The sequence below is a fragment of the Blastococcus sp. TF02A-35 genome (genome assembly GCF_004571075.1).
Classification (GTDB): domain Bacteria; phylum Actinomycetota; class Actinomycetes; order Mycobacteriales; family Geodermatophilaceae; genus Blastococcus.
In genome coordinates this window covers 1-20579 of sequence record NZ_SPQP01000054.1, presented here as the reverse complement: position 1 = coordinate 20579, position 20579 = coordinate 1, and the positions used below count along the sequence as shown (strand labels likewise).

Genomic DNA, 20579 nt, shown 5'->3' with positions numbered 1-20579 from the left:
CGCCCCCGCCGCTGCCCGGCGCCGGCCCCAGGGTCACCGTCACCCGGGTGGCCGCCGCGCGCAGCCGGGAGCTGACCGCGGCCGCGGCCCGTCGCGTCAGGTCCGCCAGCCGTGCCGACGGCGCCGGTGAGAGCGGGCTGACCCAGCTGCTCTGGGTCAACGCCCTGCACATGGCCGGCGACGCGATGATCGCCGTCTCGCTGGCCGGCACGCTGTTCTTCGCCGCGACGACCGACGCCCAGCGCGGGAACGTGGCCCTCTACCTGCTCGTGACGATGGCGCCCTTCGCCGTGGTGGCCCCGGTCATCGGCCCCGCGCTGGACCGCCTGCAGCGCGGGCGCCGGTGGGCCATCGCCGCCTGCCACGTCGGCCGGGCCGTGCTCGCGCTGGTGATGGCCGCGCACTTCGACGACCTCTGGCTCTACCCCGCCGCGCTGGGCGTGCTGGTGCTGTCCAAGGCCCACAACGTGCTGCGGGCCGCCGTGGTCCCGCGCGTCCTGCCCGGCGCCATGTCGCTGACGTCGGCCAACGCCCGGCTGTCGGTCTTCGGGCTGGCCACCGCGGGGGTCGCGGGCGCCCTGGCCGCCGGCATCGCCGCGCTCCTCGGCTTCGAGTGGGAGCTGTGGGCCACGGCCGCGGTCTTCGTCGCCGGCGGTGTCCTCGCCGTCCGGCTGCCCCCGCACGTGGACGTGCCGACCGGGGAGGAGCCGGCCGACGTCCTCAGCACCGCCGAGATCCGGGTGCCGGGCCGGCGCCGGAAGGTCAGCCCGCACGTCGTCCTCGCACTGCGGGCGAACGCGGCGCTGCGCGGGCTCGGCGGCTTCCTCACCATCTTCTCGGCGTTCCTGGTCCAGGCCACCTTCGCCGACGGCTGGGAGGCGACCCTCGCCCTCGGCGCGCTCGCCGTCGCGGCGGGCGCGGGCAGCTTCGCCGGGACGGCGGTGGGCTCGCGGCTGCACAGCGCCGCCCCCGACCGGCTCGTGCTGTACGCGGCCGGCACCGCCGCCGCCGTGACCGTGCTCGCCGCGGTCTTCTACGGGTTCGGGATGGCCGTCCTGGTCGCGGGCGTGTCGGCCGTGGCCAACGCGATCGGCAAGGTGTCGCTCGACGCGATCATCCAGCGGGAGGTGCCGGAGAGCCTGCGGGCCTCGGCCTTCGCCCGCTCGGAGACGATGCTGCAGCTCGCATGGGTGGTCGGCGGCGCGCTCGGCATCGCGCTGCCCCCGACCGGTTGGCTGGGGTTCACCGTGGCCGCGGCGCTGCTGGCCCTCGCCGTCGGGCTGGTGCTGTGGACCCTCCACCGCGGCCGCTCCCCGGCCCCGGAGCCGGGGCCCGCGGAGCCGCCGACGGCGCCGGTGGGACCGTCGTGGTCGTGAGGAGACCCGCGTCCGCCCTGCTCGTCCTCGGTCTGACCGGCGCCCTGGCCGGCTGCGCCGGGGAGCCCGAGGGCCCCGGGGAGGTGCGCGCGCAGGCCGGGGGGCAGGACGTCAACGCCCGCGCCACGCAGTTCTGCCTCGACGGCGACCCGCAGCGCTACCAGGTGACGCCGCCCATCGTCGAGGTCTCCCCGGACACCGCGATCCGGCTCACCGTGCCCGACGCCGTCGCCGAGCGCGGCTGGCAGGTGCAGGTCTTCGACGAGCAGCTCCAGGAGGTGATCGGCGAGGTCGACGTGCCGGAGGGCACGCAGAGCTTCGACGAGATCAACTCCTCCGACGTCGTCCCCCCGGCCTTCTACCTCGTGGTGGTCGAGGACAAGGGCGGCGACTGCGGCGAGTGGACCGGCGCCTGGCCGGTGGGCTTCATCCGCGCCGGCGGCGACCTGGGTACGACGCCGCCGGCGGGCTGAGCCCTCAGGCCTCCAGGTCGGCCGCCACCGCGCGCAGCACCGTGCCGACCTTGCGGGCGTGCTGGCGGTCGGGGTGCCGGCCGTGGCGCAGCCCCTCGGAGACGTCGTCGAGCAGCTTGATGAGGTCCTCGATGATCGGGACCAGCTCGTCGGGCTTCTTGCGGCTGGCCGCCGCGACCGACGCCGAGACCGACGGCAGCGGGTCGAGCAGGCGGACCTGCAGCGCCTGGTCGCCGCGGCGGCCGGCGACGATGCCGAACTCCACCCGCTGGCCGGGCTTGAGGTCGGTGCCGGCCGGGAGCGCGTCCTTGTGCACGAAGACGTCGGGACCGTCCTCACGGGAGAGGAAGCCGAAGCCCTTCTCCGCGTTGAACCACTTGACTCTGCCGGTGGGCACGGTGGATCCCTCAGTTCCTCGGTGTGACGCGGCGCGCGGCCGGGTGACGACGACAGCGGCTCGGGACCGCTCGACCACAGGTTAGCCGCCCGCGGCCCCGCCCCGGACCTGCCTTTTCGGACGGCTCCCTACCCTGGCCCCGTGCCCGACACCCCGGAGGCCCCCGAGCACCCCGACTACCGGTTCACGCTGGCCAACGAGCGCACCCTGCTGGCCTGGCTGCGCACCGGGCTCGCGCTGGTCGCCGGGGGTGTCGCCGTCGCCACCTACGCCCCCGACCTCGGCGTGCGCTGGGGCAGCGCGGCGGTGGCGCTGGCGCTGGTCCTGATCGGCCTGCTGACCGCCCTGGCGGGGTACCGCCGGTGGCGGGCCAACGAGGCGGCGATCGAGGCGGGCCGCCCGCTGCCATCCAGCTCGGTGGTGCCCGCGGTCGCCGCGGCGGTGGCCGCGGTCGTGGTCGTCGTCGGCGTGCTGGTGGGGGTGGAGGTCCTGCGGTGACCGCGGTGGAGACGCAGCCCGAGCGCACGGCGCTGTCCTGGCAGCGCACCGGCCTCGGCGTGCTGGCCGTCGCCGGCCTCCTCGGCCACCGCGCCCTGGAGCGGGGCAGCGCCGTGCTGCTCGTCGCCGCCGGGACCGTCGCCCTGCTCGGGCTGGCCGTGCTGGGGGGGCTCGCGCCGCTGCGCTACCGCCAGGTGCGCGGGCGGGTGGAGCGCGGCCGCGCGGTGTGCGACCCGTGGGTGGCGCGCGCCGTGACCGGCACGGTCCTGCTCACGGCGGGCGCCGCGGCCGTCGCCGTCGTCATCGGCTGACCTGGTCGGCGGCGACGATGTCCAGCCGCGCGAGCAGCTGGAGGAAGACGACGGCGAAGTCGTTGGCCGCCACGTCGCGCGCAACCTGCGCCCAGTCGACCTGCTCCCGCAGCGCCCGGGCGACCGGGAGCATCCGAGAGAAGTCGCAGTAGTGCTCGTCGAGCGCCATCAGCTTGGTGACCAGGATGTCGGTCGGGTCCAGCACCGGCATCTGCACCGAGAGGACCGGCAGCACCTCCGCCCGCTCGACCAGGTCGATCTCGGTGGGCCGGCCGCAGGTGCGCCACAGCACGTCGACGAACACGTCGTCCCGGACCACCTTGAGCAGCCAGTCCTCGGCCGGGTCGACCACCTCCAGGCCTGCGTCGGCCAGCGCCTTGGCGGCCCGCTCGGCCTCGGCCGCGGGCACCAGGAAGTCGGCGTCGTGGTCGGGCTCGGGGGCGCCGCGCACCCACGCGGCGTACCCGCCGCACAGGGCGAAGGGCACCTCCCCCTGCTTGAGCGCCACGGCGGTCCGTTTCAGCAGGTCGCGCACCAGGTCGCGGGGAGAGGTCGAGGGCTGCACGGAGGCCTCGCTACCCGGTCGCACCGCCCGCACGCGCGGTACGGGGTAGATCCACCGGCAGGTGGGGCACAGGGCCTGTCGTGCGCATCGCGACCTTCAACATCCTGCACGGGCGTTCGCTGAGCGACGGCCGGGTCGACGTCGACCGGCTGGCCGCGGCGGTGAAGAGCCTGGACGCCGACGTCCTGGGCCTGCAGGAGGTCGACCGCGACCAGCCGCGCTCGCTGGGCGCCGACCTGACCGCGGTCGCCGCCGAGGCGATGGGCGCCGTCGACCACCAGTTCGTCTCCGCGCTGTCGGGCACGCCGGGCGGCACCTGGATGGCCGCCACCGGCGACGAGCAGCCGGGCTCGGCCAGCTACGGCATCGCGCTGCTGTCGCGCTACCCCGTCGTCTCCTGGCGGGTGGTGCGGCTGGCGCCGCTCAAGGCCAGCGTGCCGCTGTGGTCGGAGCAGACGCGGCGCCCGTTCCTGGCCCGCGACGAGCCGCGGGTCGCCGTCGCCGCGGTCGTCGACGGGCCGTTCGGGCAGTTCACCGTCTGCAACACGCACCTGTCGTTCATCCCGCGCTGGAACGGCCGGCAGCTGCGGACGCTGGTCCGCTCGCTGGAGGGCACGCGCGAGCCGCTGGTGCTGATGGGCGACCTCAACATGCAGCGCCGCCCGGCGGCCCGGCACAGCGGGCTGGAGCCGATCGCGGCGGCGGCCACGTTCCCCGCGCCGCGGCCGATGCGGCAGCTCGACCACGTGCTGGTGCGCGGTGGGATCCGGGCGGCGGGCCCTGCGGAGGCGGTGCAGCTGCCGCTGTCGGACCACCGCGCGCTGGTCGTCCCGGTCGAGGCCGCCTGACCTGCCGCGACGGGTCGCGCGGTGGCGCCGGTCACGCCATCATTCCCGCATGGCCAGCAGCGGAGTCGCCCGCATCCTGTCGCTCGTCGCCAGCATCGTCCGGGTGGCGTGCGCCGTCATCGCCGCGGTGATCGTGATCCACGCGCTGTTCGTGCTCTTCGAGGCGAACCCGGCCAACGGGCTGGTCACCTTCGCGGCCGACTGGCGCAACTCCTTCGGCTGGTTCACCCGCGACCTGTTCACGCCGTCGGACCCCAAGATCGCCGAGACGATCAACGCCGGGCTGGCCGCGGTGATCTGGGTGGTCGTCGGCAGCCTCGTGTCGAAGCTGATCGTCCGGCTGACGCCGGCGCCCTCGGCGAAGAAGGCCGACGCCTGAGGGGCCGCCGACGGCCCCGCGCGGGGACCGTCGGCGACCGCCGCGCTCAGTGCTTGCGGTTCTCCGCGAGCTGGATGCCGGCCCGGTTGGGCTTGTCCGTGGGGTGCGCGTAGCGGATGCGGTCGGCCGGCAGCGGGAAGCTGTGGTCCTGGCCGAACGGCGACAGCGGGCCGGCCACCGAGGCCGAGAGCTCGGTCAGCGGCGGGCCGCCGTCCTCGGACTGGCCCCAGGTGGGCTCCACCAGGTGCGCGTGCTTCTCGTTGCGCTTGGCCATGACGCCTCCGTGTGCGGTTCGGGTGCACCACGCGGTGCACTGTCGCCGTCCATCTTCGCCTGTCCTCCCCCGCGGGCGCACGGCACCGCCCCCTGCGGAGGGGGTGGTGTCGCCGGTCAGCGGCTCCGGGCGCCGTAGACCGTGGTCGGGTCCTCGGTCGTCAGCACCCACTGGTCGCCGCCCACGGGCGCGGCCAGGACCGTGGCGCCGTCCAGCGCCTGGACCGCCCGGGTCCGCCACACCGCGGTGCTGAGCAGCCGCAGCCGCACCGCGTCCTCGTCGCCGTAGGGCTCGAAGGCCAGGACCGCGGGACCCGCCACCCGGAGCGTGCCGACCCGCCAGGACGTCGTCGCCAGCGCCCGGCGCCAGCGGCGGGTCCGCAGCAGCGCCCCCGCCCCGACGCCGACGGCGACCAGCCCGCCGAGGACGAGGTCCACCACGACCAGCCCGGCGCCGGGCAGCCGCCCACCGTCCTCCACCACCGCCACGGCGGCGACCGAGAGCAGCACCCCCAGCACGACGGCGATCGCTCCCCCGCCCAGCCAGCGCAGCGCGCCCACCTGGTGGGCGGCGAGGGCGGTGCGGGTGGTGGGGTCCTCACTCGCGGGGTGCATCCCCCCATGCTGGCAGGAGCGTCGGCGCGCCCGGCGACGTAGCGTGGACCGGATGTCCACGGAAGCCCCTGCGACGCTCGCCGCCTGGCTGCGCACCCGCAGCGACGAGCAGCTGAGCGCGTTGCTGGCCGCCCGCCCCGACGTCGCCCGCCCCGCCCCCTCCGATGTCGTCGCCCTGGCCAGCCGCCTGGCGGTGCCGGTCTCGGTGGACCGCGCGCTGGACGAGCTCGACGCCGCGACCCTCCAGGTGCTCGACGTCGTGCTGCTCGCCCCGACCGACGGCATGCCGCCCGACGAGCTGGTCGCGGCGCTGCCGGGGGTCCCCGACGCCGTGCTCGGCGCCGCCGTCGACACCCTCACCACCCGCGCGCTGCTGTGGGGGGACGACGTCCTGCACGCCCCGGACCCGGTGCGCCGCGCCGTCCGCCACCCGGCCGGGCTGGGCCGCCGCGCCGTCGACCTGCGGCTGCAGCTGCCCGCCGACCTGCCCGCGGCGCTGGCGGAGCTGGCGCCCGAGGAGCGGGGGGTGCTGGAGCGGCTGGCCGGCGACCGCCCGGTCGGCCACCTGCCCGACGTCCCCGGCAACGGCGCCGGCTCCCCCGCCCGCCGGCTGCTGCAGCGCGGGCTGCTGGCGCGCATCGACGCGCTGAACGTGGAGCTGCCCCGGGAGATCGGGCTCCTGCTGCGCGGCGACCTGCCGTACGGGCCTCCGCGCCACCGCCCGGAGCCGGCCCTGACCAGCAAGGAGCCGCAGGTCCTCGACCGCCAGGCCGCGGGTGCCGCGCTGGAGTCCGTCGGCCGGGTCGGCGAGCTGCTGGCCCTGCTGGAGGAGGAGCCGGCCGGGCTGCTGCGCAGCGGTGGCGTGGGCGTGCGCGACCAGAAGCGGCTGGCGAAGACGCTCAAGGTGCCCGAGGCCGAGGCGGCCTGGCTGCTGGAGCTGGCCTTCGCCGCAGGGCTGCTCGACGTCGGCGGGCCGCACCGCGACGAGTGGCTGCCGACCCGCGCCTACGACGTGTGGCGCGAGCAGGACCTCGCCGACCGCTGGGCGGTGCTGGCGGCCGGGTGGCTGGAGGGCGTGCGGCTGCCCTCGCTGGTCGGCGTGCGCGACGTGGCCGGGAAGTCGGCGAACCCGCTCTCCCCCGACCTGGTGCGGCACACCGCGCCGGCGATCCGCCGGTCGGCGCTGGCCGTGCTGCTCGAGCTGCCCCCCGGCTCCGGCCTCGCGGCCGACGACCTCACCGCGCTGCTGCGCTGGCGCACCCCGCGGCGGGCCGACCGGCTGGCGCCGGTCCCCGACATGCTGGCCGAGGCCGCGCGGCTCGGCGTCGTCGTGGCCGGTGCGCTCTCCACCGGTGGGCGCGGGCTGCTCTCGGCCGGTGAGGACGGCGCCACCGACGGCATGCGCGGGCTGCTGCCCGCCCCGGTCGACCACGTGCTGGCGCAGCCGGACCTGTCGCTGGTCGCGCCCGGCCCGCTGGTCGCCGAGCTGGCCGACACCCTCTCCGTCGTCGCCGACGTCGAGTCCTCCGGCGGCGCCACGGTGTTCCGGGTGTCGGAGGCCAGCGTCCGCCGGGCGCTGGACGTGGGCTGGTCGGCGTCGGACCTGCACGACTTCTTCGCCAAGGCCTCGCGCACCCCGGTGCCGCAGGCCCTGGACTACCTGGTCGACGACGTCGCCCGGCAGCACGGGCGGCTGCGGGTGGGGTCGATCGAGTCCTACGTGCGCTCCGACGACCACGGGCTGCTCTCCCAGGTGCTCGGCGACCGGCGGACGGCGCCGGCGGAGCTGCGCCGGCTCGCCCCCGGCGTGCTGGTCAGCGGGCTGGGGGCCGATGAGGTGCTGACCGTGCTGCGCGAGGCCGGCTACGCGCCGGCCGGGGAGAACCCGGGCGGCGCCGTCCTCACCCGCCCGCCGTCCAAGCCGCGGGCCGCCGGCCGGCGCACCGGGGCCGACCCCTCCCCCGCCGCCCGCCCGCTCACCGCCGACGAGCGGGCGGCGGTCGTGCGCGAGGTGCGCGCCGGCGACGCAGCGCTGGCCGCCCGCCGGGGCGAGGCCGTGCGGCAGGTCCCGGGCGTCACCACGGCGTCGACGCTGGAGCTGCTGTCGCGCGCGGTGCGCGAGGGCGTGCCGGTGTGGCTGGGCTACGTCGACGCGCAGGGCAGCGGCAGCCAGCGGGTGGTGCAGCCGGTGTCGCTCGTGGGCGGGTTCCTGCAGGGCTACGACGAGCGGCGCGGTGAGAACCGCACCTTCGCCGTCCACCGGATCACCTCGGTGGCCCTGGTCGAGCCCGACGACGCGACGTGACCGAGACCTTCAGCGCGCCGACGAGGTGCGGGAGGTCGGCGCGGGCGCCCGCGTCGCGTTCGGCTCCTACCGCCTGCCGGTGCGGAAGCCGGTGCGGGCCGCCGAGGGGCTGCGGGCCGGTGACCGGGTGCGGGTGGAGCTCACGGTGAGCCGGGACGAGGCGCCGCGTACCGGCGGGTCACCATCCAGACGGTCCGCGCGATGACGACCAGCAGGTAGGCCCCGACCGCCGCGGGGCCCCAGGGCCCCAGCTGCGGCTCGTCCATCCCCGCCGCGCGCACGACCAGCACCAGGACCACGGCCAGCAGCAGGAGCGTCGAGGCCCCGAACCACCACATGTCCTCGGCGATGAGCCGGCGCAGGCGGCCGAGGTGCTCCGGCTGCTTCCAGTAGGCGGGGTTCGGCACGTTGATGTGCTCGGCGGGGACCCGCCCGAGGAACCGCACCAGGCCGGCGAACAGGGCCGCGGTGCCCAGCCCGAGGGCGGCGAAGGTGACCAGGGCCGCCGTCCGGCTGCTCCACGCGTCGGCCCCGCCGCTGCCGCCGAAGTGGATCGGCACGCGGGCCGGCAACCGGACCAGCGCCCACGCCCAGGCCGCGGCGAAGAGCACCCCCGCACCGGCGAACCACCTCTGCGCACTGCCCACGCCCGCAACCTATCGGGGCCCTCCGGCATGCTGGCCGCGTGTCGTCGAGCATCCAGGAACGGCTGATCCCGCATCTGACCTGCTTCGGCTGCGGCCCGGCCAACGAGCGGGGCCTGCGGCTGCGCAGCTACCCCGGGGACGACGGCGTGACGGCGGAGTTCCTGCCGTGGCCGGAGCACGACAACGGCCTGGGCTACCTCAACGGCGGCATCATCTCGACGCTGCTGGACTGCCACAGCGCCGCCGCCGTGATGCACGAGGCGGAGCAGCGGGGGCTGGTCGCGCCCGGTGGCGGTCTGGCGTACGTGACCGCCGGGCTCGACGTCCGCTTCCTGCGGCCGGCACCGCTGACCGAGCCGGTCACCCTCGTCGCGAGGGTCGCCGAGGCGACGGACGACCAGATGACCGCCGAGGTCGAGCTGCGCTGGGACGGCAAGCCGCGCGCCGCGGCGACGGCGCTCTGGAAGCGCTGGCGCCCGCGCACGTAGCCGTCGCGGGGAAGGCGTCGTCGCTCCCCGGCGTTACCGTGGTCAGTCCGGTGCGCTCCTGCCGCGCCGTCATCCCCGAACGAAGGATCCCCTCCGCGTGAACGACGGTCCGCTCATCGTCCAGTCGGACAAGACCCTGCTGCTCGAGGTCGACCACCCGCTGGCCCGCGAGTGCCGGGCGGCGATCGCGCCGTTCGCCGAGCTGGAGCGGTCGCCGGAGCACGTGCACACCTACCGGGTGACGCCGCTCGCGCTGTGGAACGCCCGCGCCGCCGGGCACGACGCCGAGCAGGTCGTCGACGCGCTGGTGCGCTACTCCCGCTACCCCGTGCCGCACGCCCTGCTGGTCGACGTCGCCGACACGATGGACCGCTTCGGCCGGCTGACCCTGGCCAACAACCCGGTCCACGGGCTGGTGCTCACCAGCACCGACCGCGCGGTGCTGGAGGAGGTCGTGCGGTCGAAGAAGGTCGCGCCGATGCTCGGCGCCCGCATCGACGCCGACAGCGTGGTCGTCCACCCCTCGGAGCGTGGCCGCCTCAAGCAGGCGCTGCTGAAGATCGGCTGGCCGGCCGAGGACCTCGCCGGCTACGTCGACGGGCAGGCCCACCCGATCTTCCTGGAGCAGGCCGACTGGAAGCTGCGCGACTACCAGCAGGAGGCCGTCGACGGCTTCTGGGCCGGCGGCTCCGGCGTCGTCGTCCTCCCCTGCGGCGCGGGCAAGACGCTGGTCGGCGCGGCCGCCATGGCCGAGGCCAAGGCGACGACGCTGATCCTGGTCACCAACACGGTCTCCGGCCGGCAGTGGAAGCGCGAGCTGATCGCCCGGACGACGCTGACCGAGGACGAGATCGGCGAGTACTCGGGCGAGCGCAAGGAGATCCGCCCGGTCACCATCGCGACCTACCAGGTGATCACCACCCGCCGGAAGGGCGAGTACCGGCACCTGGACCTGTTCGACGCGCAGGACTGGGGCCTGATCGTCTACGACGAGGTGCACCTGCTGCCCGCGCCGATCTTCCGGCTCACCGCCGACCTGCAGTCCCGGCGCCGGCTGGGCCTCACCGCCACCCTGGTGCGCGAGGACGGCCGCGAGGACGACGTCTTCTCCCTCATCGGGCCCAAGCGGTACGACGCCCCGTGGAAGGACATCGAGGCGCAGGGCTACATCGCGCCGGCCGAGTGCATCGAGGTGCGGGTGGCGCTCGACGACGAGGAGCGGATGACCTACGCCGTCGCCGAGCCCGAGGAGCGGTACCGCATCGCGGCCACCGCGCACTCGAAGCTGCCGGTGATCCGGCGCGTGCTGGAGCGCCACCCCGAGGAGCAGAAGCTCGTCATCGGCGCCTACCTGGACCAGCTCGAGGAGCTGGGCGAGGCGCTCGACGCCCCGGTCATCCAGGGGTCGACGACGAACAAGGAGCGCGAGCGGCTCTTCGACGCGTTCCGCAGCGGCGAGATCAAGACCCTGGTCGTGTCCAAGGTCGCGAACTTCTCCATCGACCTGCCCGAGGCCGCCGTCGCCGTGCAGGTGTCGGGGACGTTCGGATCGCGGCAGGAGGAGGCGCAGCGGCTCGGCCGGGTGCTCCGTCCCAAGGCCGACGGCCGGCAGGCGCACTTCTACACGGTGGTCAGCCGCGACACCCTCGACAGCGAGTACGCCGCGCACCGGCAGCGCTTCCTCGCCGAGCAGGGGTACGCGTACACGATCGTCGACGCCGACGACCTGGCCGGCCCGGGCGAGGTCAACGGCCCGGACTGGGTGGACGAGCCCGCCGACTGAGGGCTCGGCTGCAGTTCCCGCGGCGGGTGCCGAAGTCGCTGGCGTGACGTCGCTGCTCGGCATGGTCGCCGCGGTGGTGGCCGGGGCGCTGCTCACCTGGGCCCTGCTGTGGCGGGAGGGCCGCCCACCGACCGACGTGGACCTGGCCGCCCATCTCGTCCACGACGACGGGCGGCGGGCCGCGGGCCGGCTGCGGATGTCCCCCGACGGGCTCACCTGGCGGGAGTCTGGTGCGGCCCCGCTGCCGCTGCGCGGGCCGGCGCGGCTGAACTCGGTCGGCCTGTCCTCCGACGAGGGCTCGGCTCCCGTGCGCCTGCTGCTGTGGGCGACCGCCGGCCAGCAGGTCGGGCTGGAGCTGCCGGAGGCCGAGGCCGCGGTGGCCGCTCGGCTGCTGTCGGGTACCGACCTCCCCGAGCTGCGGCCGCCGGGGTGGACCCCCTACCGGAGCGCCCGGGGTGTGGGCGCCTGCCTGGGGATCGCCCTCACCTGGGCGGCGCTGATGCTGCTCGTCGGGACCGACGGGTACACCGCCACCGCCACCGTCGTGGAGAACCACGGCGACTGGACCTGCGAGGTCTCCTGGGAGGACCGGGAAGGGGAACGCCGCCAGGCCCTGTCCGACTGCTTCGGGGAGCCCGCCGGCGAGTCCCTGGAGGTCGTCGTCCCCTGGGGCGAGGTGGACGACGACCTCGTCACCAAGCCCATGTGCGCGTTCGTCGGGGCGACCCTCGCCGGTCCGCTGACCGGCGTCGGAGGGCTGCTGGCGTGGCGGACGGCGCGCCGGCGCCGCACGGACGCCGCCCTTTTGGCACTCGTCGACGCAGCCCCTGCCCGCTCCCGGACCGCAGCCGAGCCGGCGCTCGCCGAGGAGCGCACCGCCCGGGCGTTCGCGAGGACGCGGTGGTACGCACCGGCCGTGCTGCTCGTCGGCCTGCTCGCGCTCGCCGGGGCGGTCGTCCTCGGATCGGCCCAGGAGCGGGCGGACCGGGAGCTGCGCGCCCGGGGGGAGACCACCGAGGGCACCGTGCTCGAGGTGCAGCCCGACACCCGGAGCAGCTCCGGAGGAGCGGACGTGCGCTTCGTCGCCGAGGGCGAGGCGGCCACCCGTCACGTGCGGCTCGGCGTCGATGCCGACTCCTACGAGGAGGGGCAGCAGGTGGACGTGCTCTTCGACCCCGCCGACCCGGACCGCTTCACCATCGACGGCCTGCCGTACGAGCCCCCGTGGACGACGTTCCCGTTGACCGTCGCGATCGGCGGGACGCTCCTGGGGCTCGGGTACGGCACCTGGATGGCGCGGAGACGCCGGCACACCTGGCGGCTGCTGACCGGCGCGGCCTGGGAGCGCGTCACCGTGACCGTGGAGCGGGAGGAGGACCGGTACTGGTTCTCGACCCCCGACGGGTCCGTCTGGCGGTCGGGGCGCAGCGCCGACTGGCCCAGCAGGAGGGTCATGCCGGACAGGACGGGCCGCCTCCGACCGCAGCCGGAGGACGTCTGGTGGGTGCGGGGCGACGGGCACGCCGTGTTCTCCCGCGACAAGGGTGACCCGCTGGTGAGGACCCGCGTGCGGTGAGCCGGAGCCGCTCGACGCTCAGTAGGGCGGCGGGCCCGTCGCTGCGACCAGGCCGCTGGGCGTGACGACGGTGAGCGTGCCGTCCGTGGACAGCTGGTGCAGCCAGCCGGGCGCCTGGTGCTTGCCCCGGTGGTGCGGGGTGCAGTAGCCGACGAGGTTCGTCGCGCTGGTCCCGCCGTCGGGCCACCGGCGGTCGTGGTCCAGCTCGCCTCCGCGGGGTACCACCCGCCGGCAGCCGGGGAACCGGCAGTGCCGGTCCCGCGCACGCACGAACCGGTCCAGCGCTCTGCCGGGGCGGTACCCGTCGGTGGGTGGCGGTGGGCCGAGCCCCTTCCCCCGGCGCGCCATCCAGCGGAGCTCCCGCGCGTCGGTCAGCGCGAGCAGGGCACCGGTGAGCTCCTCGACGACCGCGACCCGCGGACGGTCGACCAGACCGCCCCCGGCCGTCCGGTCGAGCAGGTCGGCCAGCGCACGCCGCTGGGCGTCCGTGGCCGACCTCAGCGCCGTCAGGGCATCGGGCGCGGTCGACGCACGCCCGTGCGGGCCCTGCGCCCACGCCAGCTCGTCGTCGGCCTCGGACACCTCAGCTGCCGCAACCGCTCCGCGGGCCCGCTCGACCGCCCGGTCGAGGTCGCGCAGCGCGGTGCTCGCCGCGTCCACGGCAGCGTCCGCCGTCGCCCAGGCTCTGGTCGCCGGGGGTTCGTCGCCCTCCGGGCCCGGGCCACCGATGTCCGACCCACGCAGCCACTCGTCCCATCGGGCCGTCTGCTCCCGGTACCGGGCCAGCTCCTCCGGCGGCGGCTCCTCCCACCCGCGCCACTCCCCGATGACGAGCGCCTCCGTCGCCTCCCACCAGCCCGCGAGCGCCTCGTCCTCGGCGGGCTGCCGGCGGTCCTCCGCGTCGGGCACGGCGTCCGGGAGCAGCCCCAGCGCTCGGGCGAGGGCGCGCACCATCTCCGCCGGGACCGGGTGGCCGTCGACCTCCCCCGGCTCGTCCCCGCCGAGCACGGTGCGCACCCCGGCCACGAGGGTGAGCTGCGCCCGTACCGGTGCCAGGTCGTTCCCAGCCGGCCGCAGGACCAGGTCGAGCAGGCAGTCGGCCATCTTCTGGCCGCGCGTGCGCCGGTCGTCCGGCCCACCGTCGAGCGCGTCCGCGTACCGGCCGAGCGCATCCACCAGTGCGCGCGCCTCCGGCACGGTGAGCAGGGCGCTGACCACGGCCATGCCGTCGGCCTCGTCCGGCCGCACGGAGACGCCCCGCTGGCGGAGCGCCCGGACCAGCCGGCCGGCCGCGTCCCGGGCATCGCGCCGGAGCACCACGCGCCGCGCCTTGGCGGCCAGCTGCGCCGGCGTCGTGACCCGTCCGGCCGCCCAGGCCAGCAGCTCGGCCTCGACCTCTGCCCGGACGGTCGGGCCGGCGACCGGCGCCACCGTGTTCAGCATCGGCCACAGGTGGCCGACGTGCAGGGCCCCCGACTCGAGCGCCTCGAGCGTGCGGGGCAACCGGTGCACGAGGGTCAGCGAGCGGGCCAGCAGCGCCTCGGCGGCCTGCGCGGTGATCGACAGCGCGACGACCAGCTCCTGGGCGGCCCACTCGCTGACGTCGGCTAGCACATCGGCGCGGGTGGCCCGCCGGTCGGCGCCCATGGCCCCCGGTTCTCCCGGCTGCCGGTCCCCCGCCGCGGGACGGGTCGCCGCGAACTCGGCCACGGCCCGGGCCCGGAGAGCGGTCTGCCGGGCGATCTCCCGCTCGGCGGCCTGCACGACCCCCAGCGAGCCGCTCGTGGTCCGGGCCTCCGTCATGCATCGAACATATGTTCCAGCTACGACAGTTCCCGGCGTCGTGTCCAGCACCCGCGGAACGGATGTGGTCACCGGGACCGGCGGGGGTGACGAGCCGGTCCGTTCCGGACATGACGATTGCCACACCGGCCCCAGTGCAGGGGCGAAAGCCCTGCTCAGCGCCTCGCCGCGCCGTCGCCATACGCCGTGCTTCGCGGGGCGCGCGACAGGGGGCCGGTTGGGCGTGTTGCCCCCTCGCCGGTGAAGATGGACCCCGTCATGGGGAGTGCATTGCGAGCGGAAGCCTTGAGCCCGCAGACCACCGGCCGACCGCTCCGCGCATGGCAGCAGGCCGCGCTGAGCCAGTACGAGGAGCAGTCCCCCAAGGACTTCCTGGTCACCGCTACGCCCGGCGCCGGCAAGACGACCTTCGCGCTGTCGCTCGCCGCCCGCCTCCTGTCGCGCCGCGAGGTCGGCCGCGTCATCGTCGTCGCCCCGACCGACCACCTGCGCCTGCAGTGGGCCGAGGCCGCCGACCGGATGGGCATCGTCCTCGACCCGAACCTGACCAACGCCGTCGGACCGGTCCGCGCCGGCACCCAGGGCTACGTGACCACCTACGCGCAGGTCGCCGGCAAGCCGATGCTGCACGCCGCCCGCGCCACCGCCGTCAAGTCGCTGGTGATCCTCGACGAGGTGCACCACGCCGGTGACGGCCTCTCCTGGGGCGAGGCGGTCGAGGAGGCCTACGGCATGGCCGCCCGGCGGCTCTGCCTCACCGGGACACCGTTCCGCACCAAGCCCGACGAGCGCATCCCCTTCGTCCGCTACGAGGAGGACACCTTCGAGGGCGAGGCCGGTGGGCTGGTCAGCCGCGCCGACTACACCTACGGCTACAAGGAGGCGCTGGCCGACAACGTCGTGCGCCCCGTCGTCTTCGCCGCCTACACCGGCACCTCCCGCTGGCGGAACTCCGCCGGCGAGGTCGTCGCCGCCTCGCTGTCGGAGGCCGGCACCAAGTCGGTGGAGATGCAGGCGTGGCGCACCGCCCTGGACCCCAAGGGCCAGTGGGTGCCGCACGTGATCGCCGCGATGGACGACCGGATCACCCACCTGCGCGAGGAGGGCGGCATGCCCGACGCCGCGGGCCTGATCCTCGCCAGCGACCAGGACGACGCCCGCGCCTACGCCAAGATCGTCCGCCGGGTGACCGGCAAGGCCGCCGAGCTGATCCTCTCCGACGACCCCAAGGCGTCGAAGAAGATCGAGCGCTTCGCCACCGGCTCCGCGCGCATCGCCGTCTGCGTCCGCATGATCTCCGAGGGCGTCGACGTCCCCCGTGCCGCCGTCCTGGCGTGGATGACCTCCTACCGGACGCCGCTGTTCTTCGCCCAGGCCGTCGGCCGCGTCGTCCGCTCCCGATCGCCGCACGAGTCGGCGACGGTGTTCCTCCCGGCGGTCCGCCCGCTGCTCGCGCTGGCCGCCTCGATGGAGGAGCAGCGCAACCACGTCATGCCCCCGCCGAGGACCCAGCCCGACGAGGAGCTGGAGGCGCTCGACCTCCCGCCGCGGGAGCCGCGCGAGGGCGAGATGAAGCAGTGGGAGGCCCTCGAGGCCGACGCCCGCTTCGCCCACGTGCTGCACAGCGGGACGGCGCACACCGGCGAGGGCTCGGGCGCGACGGTGGTCGTCGGCGAGGAGGACGAGGAGTTCCTCGGCATCCCGGGACTGCTGACCCCGGCCCAGACCGCGGAGCTGCTGGCCAAGCGCGACGACGAGCTGCGGCAGCGGATCGCGGCGAGCCACCGGGCCGACGCCGAGGACTTCATGCTCGTCGAGGACCACCCCGACGAGGACGACGCCGGCCGCTCGTGGCGCGACGCCGCGGAGCTGCGCCGGGAGATCAACAAGCTGGTCAACCGGGTCGCGGCACGGACCTCCACGCCGCAGGCCGTCGTGCACACGCAGCTGCGGCAGTCGGTGCCCGGCCCGCCGTCGGCGTCGGCGTCGGTCGACGTGCTGCGCGCCCGCCGGGAGCGCCTCCGCACGATGCTCTGACGACGAGCGGCCAGCGGGCCGCGGCTGTTTCGTGCCGGGTCACTCGGGCTCGGGAGGGAGGTCCTTCCGGACGAGCCGCAGCCGCTCCGGCGGGATCACCGCGGGGAGGTACCGGAAGCCCTCAGAGGACTCCAGGAGCTGCCCCTCGTCGACGCCGTCGACCGCCCACACGTCCACCGGGCCATCGGTGTTGTTCATCCGGACGAAGAAGTCCGAGTCGAACTCGCTGAGCGCGAGGAAGCACCCCTCCTGCTCGGGCACGCTGCTCCCGGCGATGCCCGGCGCCGCGCCCATGCGCCGCCAGTCGAGCCCGTGCGCCTGGATCGACGCGCGGTTCCGCGTCGACGTGACGTGCCACATCACCGGGCGACCAGCAGGCCGCGCTGCGCGGCGATGGCGACGGCCTCGGTGCGGCCGCCCGCGCCGAGCTTGGCCAGGATGTTGCTCACGTGCACGCTCGCCGTCTTCTCGCTGATGTAGAGCTCCGCCCCGATCTGCCGGTTCGTGCGCCCTTGGGCCAGCAGCGCCAGCACCGACTGCTCGCGCGGGGTGAGCACCGCGGCCGGGTCGACCGTCCGCACCCCGCCGACGTCCAGCCGCCCGCGGCGGACCAGCGCCTCCACCGCCTCCCGCAGGGGCCGGGCGCCGAGCCGCACGGTCACCTCGTGCGCGGCGGCCGCCTGCTCCGCCGCACCCGCTCGGTCGCCGGCGGCGAGAAGCGCCTCGGCCAGCCGCCACCGCGAGCGGGCCTCCTCGTACACGTGCCCGAAGCCGAACGCCTCGGCCGCCGCACGCCACAGCTCCGGCGCTGCCTCCCCGCGGAGCCGGGCTGCCTCGGCCGCGACCCGCGCCTGCCAGGCGGTCGCCTCGACGCCCAACGTGTCGCCGTAGTGACGCCGGTAGACCTCGACCGCCTCCCGGGCGATGCCGACGAGATCCTCTCCGGCGCGCACCCACCTCTCCGCCACCGTCGTGTCACCGCCTCGACGAGCGGCCTCCGCGGCATCCGCCAGCGGGGCGAGCGCCGTGCCCACCAGGCGCAGCACGCCGAGGTGGTCGTCCTCCCACTCCTGCCGCAGCCGTTCGCAGGCGACGAGCGCGACGTCCAGTGCCGCCTGCACGTCGCCCTCCCACGCGGCCAGGTCGATCTCCGACGCGGCCGTCACCAGGTCGAGCAGGATGTGCGCGCGCAGTCGCGGGAGGAGGCCCCGCGCCCACTCCACCCGTTGCCGCGCGGCCGGGTCACCGCGGCCCACCAGCACGAGCAGACCGTCGGCCCGCACGTGGGCGGCCATCTCCGGCACGCGGGCCAGCAGGTCGGCCTCGGCGAGGCTGCCGTCCCAGTCGCCGGTCATGTAGAGCGCCGTCACCTGCAGGTGCCGCAGCTCCGCTGCGTAGTAGGACCAGTCGGCCCCCAGCTCGTGCGCGCGCCTGGTGCCGCGCCGCGTCCAGCCCAGCGACTCCTCGATGCGCCCGGCCTCGAAGGCCACCGTGGCCAGGTTGTAGAGCACCCGGATCTCGACCTCGGCGTTCCCCGACCGGCGCGCCCGGGTCAGCGCCTCCTCGAGCCGGGCCCGCACCTCGACCGGATCGGCGCCCGGGCGTGCCCGCACCTGGGTGACCGCGATGTCGGACCAGGCGCCGTCGAAGCCCAGCGCGTCGGCCGCGGCGAGGGCCTCCTCGGCGGCGGCCTCGGCCTCCTCCATCGCGCCGACGGAGTAGCTCATCCGCGCGTGCGTCGCCGCGGCCCACGTGCGCACCTTCGACGGCGGCTGCGCGGGCACGAGCGCCATCGCCGCCGAGCTCTCGCGGTAGGCGCCGGCGACGTCCTCGACCCGCACCATGGCCTGCGCGAGCGTGTAGTGCACGTGCGCCCGCGCCACGGCGTCGCCGTCGGGACCCAGGAGCTCCAGCGCGGCCCGGAGGAGCGCCACGGCGCGGTGCAGCTCCCCCACCATCCGCGCCGCGGCCGCCGTCCCCAGCAACAGCGCGACCTGGCTGCGGCCCGCGCGGTCGGCGGCGTCGGGCACCGCCGACCAGAGGGCCAGCGCCTCCTCCAGGTGCTGCAGCTGCTCGGCCGGCGCGCCGACGCAGCAGGCTGCCTCGGCCGCCTCCAGCGAGGCGGTCAGGGCACCGGGTAGGTCGTTGCTCTCGCGGGCGTGGTGCGCCCGCTCGGCCGCCGTCCCGGCGCCGGGCTCCGCGGTCAGGTGCGCGGCGATCGCCGCGTGCAGCCGCACCCGCTCCCCCGGCAGCAGGTCGGCCAGCACGGCCTCGCGCAGCAGGGCGTGCCGGAAGCGGTAGCGCCCGTCGTCGGAGACGACCAGCAGGTGGTGGTGGACGGTTTCGGTCAGCGCCTCCTCCAGCTCGCCGCCGGTCAGCTCACCCACCGCCGCCACCAGCTCGTGGCGCACCCGGCGTCCGGCGACGGCCGCGATGCGCAGCACCTGCTGCGCCGCCGCCGAGCGCTGCTCGACCCGGGCCAGCAGGACGTCGGTCAGCCCCAGCGGCAGCGCCTCGCCGTGCAGTCCGGCGGCGAGCAGCTCCTCCGCGTAGAACGCGTTGCCCTCGGCGCGCGACACGACGTCCTCGACGACCCGTTCGGCTACGCCACCGGCGAGGCCGCGCACGAGCTCCCCCACCGCGGCGTCGGGCAGCGGCGCGACCTCGATCCGCTCCACCCCCGGCAGGCGGACCAGCTCGGCCAGCAGCGGACGCAGCGGGTGGCGGCGGTGCAGGTCGTCGGAGCGGTACGAGGCGACGATGGCGACCGGCGCGTCGACCAGCCGCGCCAGCAGGTACCGCAGCAGGTCGCGGCTGGACCGGTCGGCCCAGTGCACGTCCTCGAGGACGAGCAGCAGCGGGTCCTTCGACGCCAGCTCGCACAGCAGCGCTGCCACGGCCTCGAACAGCTGCAGGCGGCCGTCGTCGACCGGCTGGGGCGCGGCGCGGTGCGGTAGCGGCCGGCTCAGGTCACGTCCCTCGGGCACGACCTGGACGGCCGGCACGGCCACGGGCCGCCCGGCCAGCAGGGCCGCCAGAGCGGGGTCCGCCGCCGCGGTCGGCGCGAGCTGCGGATCGGCGCCGACGGGGCGCAGGAGGTCGACGAAGGGCAGGTAGGGCAGCCCGACGTCGCCCAGGTCGACGCAGTGCCCGGTGAGCACCCGCACCCCGCGCTCGGCCGCCCGGCGGCCCAGCTCGTCGAGCAGCCGGGTCTTGCCGACGCCGGCGTCACCGGCCAGCAGGGCCGCGGACGCCCGGCCGCTCGCCGCGCGGTCGACGTGCGCGAGCAGCCGGCCGAGCTCCTCGGCCCGGCCGACCAGCGGCCCCTCGTCCCATCGCGACACGGGCCCGATCGTGGCACGGACCTGCGACGACCCCGCCGCACCGGCCACCCGTCCCGGTGCGCTCAGCGCGAACGCCGGCGCAGCCGCACCCGGGCGCCGCGCTGGCCCCGCGTGGTCCGGCCGAGCTGCTGGAGCTGCTCGCGGCGGTAGTGGAGCTCCGCGTCGAGCGCGGGGCTGCTGTAGTGGTAGGGCGACATGGCCGGGTCCTCTCGTGCTGCTGCTGGGTACACGGAGGACCGTCGTCCTGAGGGGTGGCCCCGGACATCGGGCAACCACGCCGTCCTGGGCGCCCCGGTCGCCTAAGGGGGCCTCAGGCGCACCCGATCGAGGGACACCGCACCCCGGAGGCGGTTCGCGCCGCAGCCGCGAGGGCACCGTCCGGCCCGCGGCGACCGCCGTCGGTCCGACCTGCCCGCGGGCAGGGACCGTGAGGAAGGGAGTTCGCAATGCGGCTCGGAACTGCCATCGTCCTGCTCGCCCTGGGCGCCATCCTGACCTTCGCCCTCCGCGTCGACGTGAGCGGCGTGGACCTCCAGGTCGTCGGCTGGATCCTCATGATCGCCGGCGCCCTCGGCATCGTGCTCGAGCTGGCCATCTGGGGCCCGCGCCAGCGCCGCGTCACGCGCACCGACGCCTACGGCGACCCCGCGGGCGCCCCGGTCCGCCGGAGCACCACCGAAGAGACCTACTGAGCCCACCGGCTCGCCGAAGGGCCCCCGTCCGGACGGACGGGGGCCCTTCGGCGTCTCAGCGCAGCTCGGTCCCCTTGGTCTCCTTCAGCGTGAGGATCACGCCGAACGCCACCGCGGCGGCCACCGCCACGTAGATGAAGAACCAGAGCGGGCGCCCGGCGTCCGACAG

The 20579-nt window shown here is 76.0% G+C and carries 20 protein-coding genes and 1 pseudogene; 12 read left to right on the top strand and 9 right to left on the bottom strand.

Annotated elements, in window-relative coordinates; genetic code table 11:
- A partial coding sequence (locus E4P43_RS18145; RefSeq protein ID WP_135146923.1) for an MFS transporter occupies positions 1-1376 on the top strand: 1376 nt, incomplete at its 5' end.
- On the top strand, positions 1373-1849 hold the full coding sequence (locus E4P43_RS18140) for a DUF2771 domain-containing protein (RefSeq protein ID WP_245159235.1): 477 nt from the start codon (positions 1373-1375) through the stop codon (positions 1847-1849). The genes E4P43_RS18145 and E4P43_RS18140, both read left to right, overlap by 4 nt.
- Positions 1850-2060: 211 nt before the next feature.
- On the opposite strand, the pseudogene E4P43_RS20685 reads toward E4P43_RS18140, so the two are convergent.
- Positions 2061-2246: pseudogene (locus E4P43_RS20685) on the bottom strand (cold-shock protein); the annotation flags it as partial.
- Between the two features lie 141 nt (positions 2247-2387).
- On the opposite strand from E4P43_RS20685, the gene E4P43_RS18130 reads away from it, so the two are divergent.
- The gene (locus tag E4P43_RS18130) at positions 2388-2744 is read left to right on the top strand and encodes a DUF202 domain-containing protein (protein ID WP_135146920.1); all 357 of its coding nucleotides are present in this window, start codon (positions 2388-2390) and stop codon (positions 2742-2744) included.
- Complete coding sequence (locus E4P43_RS18125) at positions 2741-3055, top strand: DUF202 domain-containing protein (protein ID WP_135146919.1); 315 nt, start codon at positions 2741-2743, stop codon at positions 3053-3055. The genes E4P43_RS18130 and E4P43_RS18125 overlap by 4 nt, the downstream gene beginning before the upstream one ends.
- Here the strand turns inward: E4P43_RS18125 and E4P43_RS18120 are convergent.
- Positions 3045-3620, bottom strand: coding sequence for a nucleotidyltransferase family protein (locus E4P43_RS18120; protein ID WP_135146918.1), 576 nt, complete (start codon positions 3618-3620; stop codon positions 3045-3047). The two genes, E4P43_RS18125 and E4P43_RS18120, sit on opposite strands and share 11 nt — an antisense overlap.
- An 80-nt stretch (positions 3621-3700) precedes the next feature.
- Between E4P43_RS18120 and E4P43_RS18115 the strand changes: the two genes are divergently transcribed.
- Together E4P43_RS18115 and E4P43_RS18110 are read left to right on the top strand one after the other, a co-directional pair.
- Entirely contained in the window at positions 3701-4468 is a 768-nt protein-coding gene (locus tag E4P43_RS18115; RefSeq protein ID WP_135146917.1) for an endonuclease/exonuclease/phosphatase family protein, read from the top strand.
- A 49-nt stretch (positions 4469-4517) separates the two neighbouring features.
- Positions 4518-4847, top strand: a complete 330-nt coding sequence (locus E4P43_RS18110) for a hypothetical protein (RefSeq protein WP_135146916.1) — start codon at positions 4518-4520, stop codon at positions 4845-4847.
- Between the two features lie 46 nt (positions 4848-4893).
- On the opposite strand, the gene E4P43_RS18105 is transcribed toward E4P43_RS18110, so the two are convergent.
- Both E4P43_RS18105 and E4P43_RS18100 read right to left on the bottom strand, forming a co-directional pair.
- On the bottom strand, positions 4894-5121 hold the full coding sequence (locus E4P43_RS18105; protein ID WP_135146915.1) for a hypothetical protein: 228 nt from the start codon (positions 5119-5121) through the stop codon (positions 4894-4896).
- A gap of 116 nt (positions 5122-5237) precedes the next feature.
- Positions 5238-5735, bottom strand: a complete 498-nt coding sequence (locus E4P43_RS18100) for a hypothetical protein (RefSeq protein ID WP_135146914.1) — start codon at positions 5733-5735, stop codon at positions 5238-5240.
- Positions 5736-5787: 52 nt separating this feature from the next.
- On the opposite strand from E4P43_RS18100, the gene E4P43_RS18095 reads away from it, so the two are divergent.
- On the top strand, positions 5788-8040 hold the full coding sequence (locus E4P43_RS18095; RefSeq protein ID WP_135146913.1) for a helicase C-terminal domain-containing protein: 2253 nt from the start codon (positions 5788-5790) through the stop codon (positions 8038-8040).
- A gap of 140 nt (positions 8041-8180) precedes the next feature.
- Here E4P43_RS18095 and E4P43_RS18085 read toward each other — a convergent pair whose 3' ends face one another.
- A complete protein-coding gene (locus tag E4P43_RS18085; protein ID WP_135146911.1) occupies positions 8181-8687 on the bottom strand; it encodes a DUF1648 domain-containing protein in 507 nt (168 codons plus the stop codon).
- A 38-nt stretch (positions 8688-8725) separates the two neighbouring features.
- On the opposite strand from E4P43_RS18085, the gene E4P43_RS18080 reads away from it, so the two are divergent.
- The 3 genes from E4P43_RS18080 (at position 8726) to E4P43_RS18070 (ending at position 12534) form a co-directional block, all read left to right on the top strand.
- Complete coding sequence (locus tag E4P43_RS18080) at positions 8726-9175, top strand: PaaI family thioesterase (protein WP_135146910.1); 450 nt, start codon at positions 8726-8728, stop codon at positions 9173-9175.
- A gap of 97 nt (positions 9176-9272) precedes the next feature.
- Positions 9273-10958 carry a DNA repair helicase XPB gene (locus E4P43_RS18075; RefSeq protein WP_135146909.1) on the top strand — a complete coding sequence of 562 codons (1686 nt, stop codon included), beginning with the start codon at positions 9273-9275 and terminating at the stop codon, positions 10956-10958.
- A gap of 43 nt (positions 10959-11001) precedes the next feature.
- Positions 11002-12534 (top strand): DUF3592 domain-containing protein, encoded by a 1533-nt coding sequence (locus E4P43_RS18070; RefSeq protein WP_135146908.1) that lies wholly within the window; start codon positions 11002-11004, stop codon positions 12532-12534.
- Positions 12535-12552: 18 nt separating this feature from the next.
- Here the strand turns inward: E4P43_RS18070 and E4P43_RS18065 are convergent, their stop codons facing one another.
- On the bottom strand, positions 12553-14337 hold the full coding sequence (locus E4P43_RS18065) for an HNH endonuclease signature motif containing protein (protein WP_135146907.1): 1785 nt from the start codon (positions 14335-14337) through the stop codon (positions 12553-12555).
- Positions 14338-14622: 285 nt separating this feature from the next.
- Between E4P43_RS18065 and E4P43_RS18060 the strand changes: the two genes are divergently transcribed.
- Positions 14623-16374 carry a DEAD/DEAH box helicase family protein gene (locus tag E4P43_RS18060; RefSeq protein WP_245159234.1) on the top strand — a complete coding sequence of 584 codons (1752 nt, stop codon included), beginning with the start codon at positions 14623-14625 and terminating at the stop codon, positions 16372-16374.
- A 39-nt stretch (positions 16375-16413) separates the two neighbouring features.
- Here E4P43_RS18060 and E4P43_RS18055 read toward each other — a convergent pair whose 3' ends face one another.
- The 3 genes from E4P43_RS18055 to E4P43_RS20900 all read right to left on the bottom strand — a co-directional run bounded on the left by E4P43_RS18055 (position 16414) and on the right by E4P43_RS20900 (position 19915).
- Positions 16414-16737, bottom strand: a complete 324-nt coding sequence (locus E4P43_RS18055) for a hypothetical protein (protein ID WP_209313954.1) — start codon at positions 16735-16737, stop codon at positions 16414-16416.
- A complete protein-coding gene (locus E4P43_RS20905; RefSeq protein WP_135146905.1) occupies positions 16734-19718 on the bottom strand; it encodes a helix-turn-helix transcriptional regulator in 2985 nt (994 codons plus the stop codon). The genes E4P43_RS18055 and E4P43_RS20905 overlap by 4 nt, the downstream gene beginning before the upstream one ends.
- A gap of 62 nt (positions 19719-19780) precedes the next feature.
- Entirely contained in the window at positions 19781-19915 is a 135-nt protein-coding gene (locus E4P43_RS20900; protein ID WP_280791019.1) for a hypothetical protein, read from the bottom strand.
- 249 nt (positions 19916-20164) lie between these two features.
- Between E4P43_RS20900 and E4P43_RS18045 the strand changes: the two genes are divergently transcribed.
- Complete coding sequence (locus E4P43_RS18045) at positions 20165-20410, top strand: DUF6458 family protein (protein WP_209313953.1); 246 nt, start codon at positions 20165-20167, stop codon at positions 20408-20410.
- Positions 20411-20579 lie beyond the last annotated feature (169 nt).

Excerpts from the sequence above, each read along its gene's own strand:
- E4P43_RS18110 (WP_135146916.1), top strand. The coding sequence starts at position 4,518 with ATGGCCAGCAGCGGAGTCGCCCGCATCCTGTCGCTCGTCGCCAGCATC.
- E4P43_RS18105 (WP_135146915.1), bottom strand. The coding sequence starts at position 5,121 with ATGGCCAAGCGCAACGAGAAGCACGCGCACCTGGTGGAGCCCACCTGG.
- E4P43_RS18100 (WP_135146914.1), bottom strand. The coding sequence starts at position 5,735 with ATGCACCCCGCGAGTGAGGACCCCACCACCCGCACCGCCCTCGCCGCC.
- E4P43_RS18095 (WP_135146913.1), top strand. The coding sequence starts at position 5,788 with ATGTCCACGGAAGCCCCTGCGACGCTCGCCGCCTGGCTGCGCACCCGC.
- E4P43_RS18065 (WP_135146907.1), bottom strand. The coding sequence starts at position 14,337 with ATGACGGAGGCCCGGACCACGAGCGGCTCGCTGGGGGTCGTGCAGGCC.
- E4P43_RS20900 (WP_280791019.1), bottom strand. The coding sequence starts at position 19,915 with ATGTCGCCCTACCACTACAGCAGCCCCGCGCTCGACGCGGAGCTCCAC.
- E4P43_RS18045 (WP_209313953.1), top strand. The coding sequence starts at position 20,165 with ATGCGGCTCGGAACTGCCATCGTCCTGCTCGCCCTGGGCGCCATCCTG.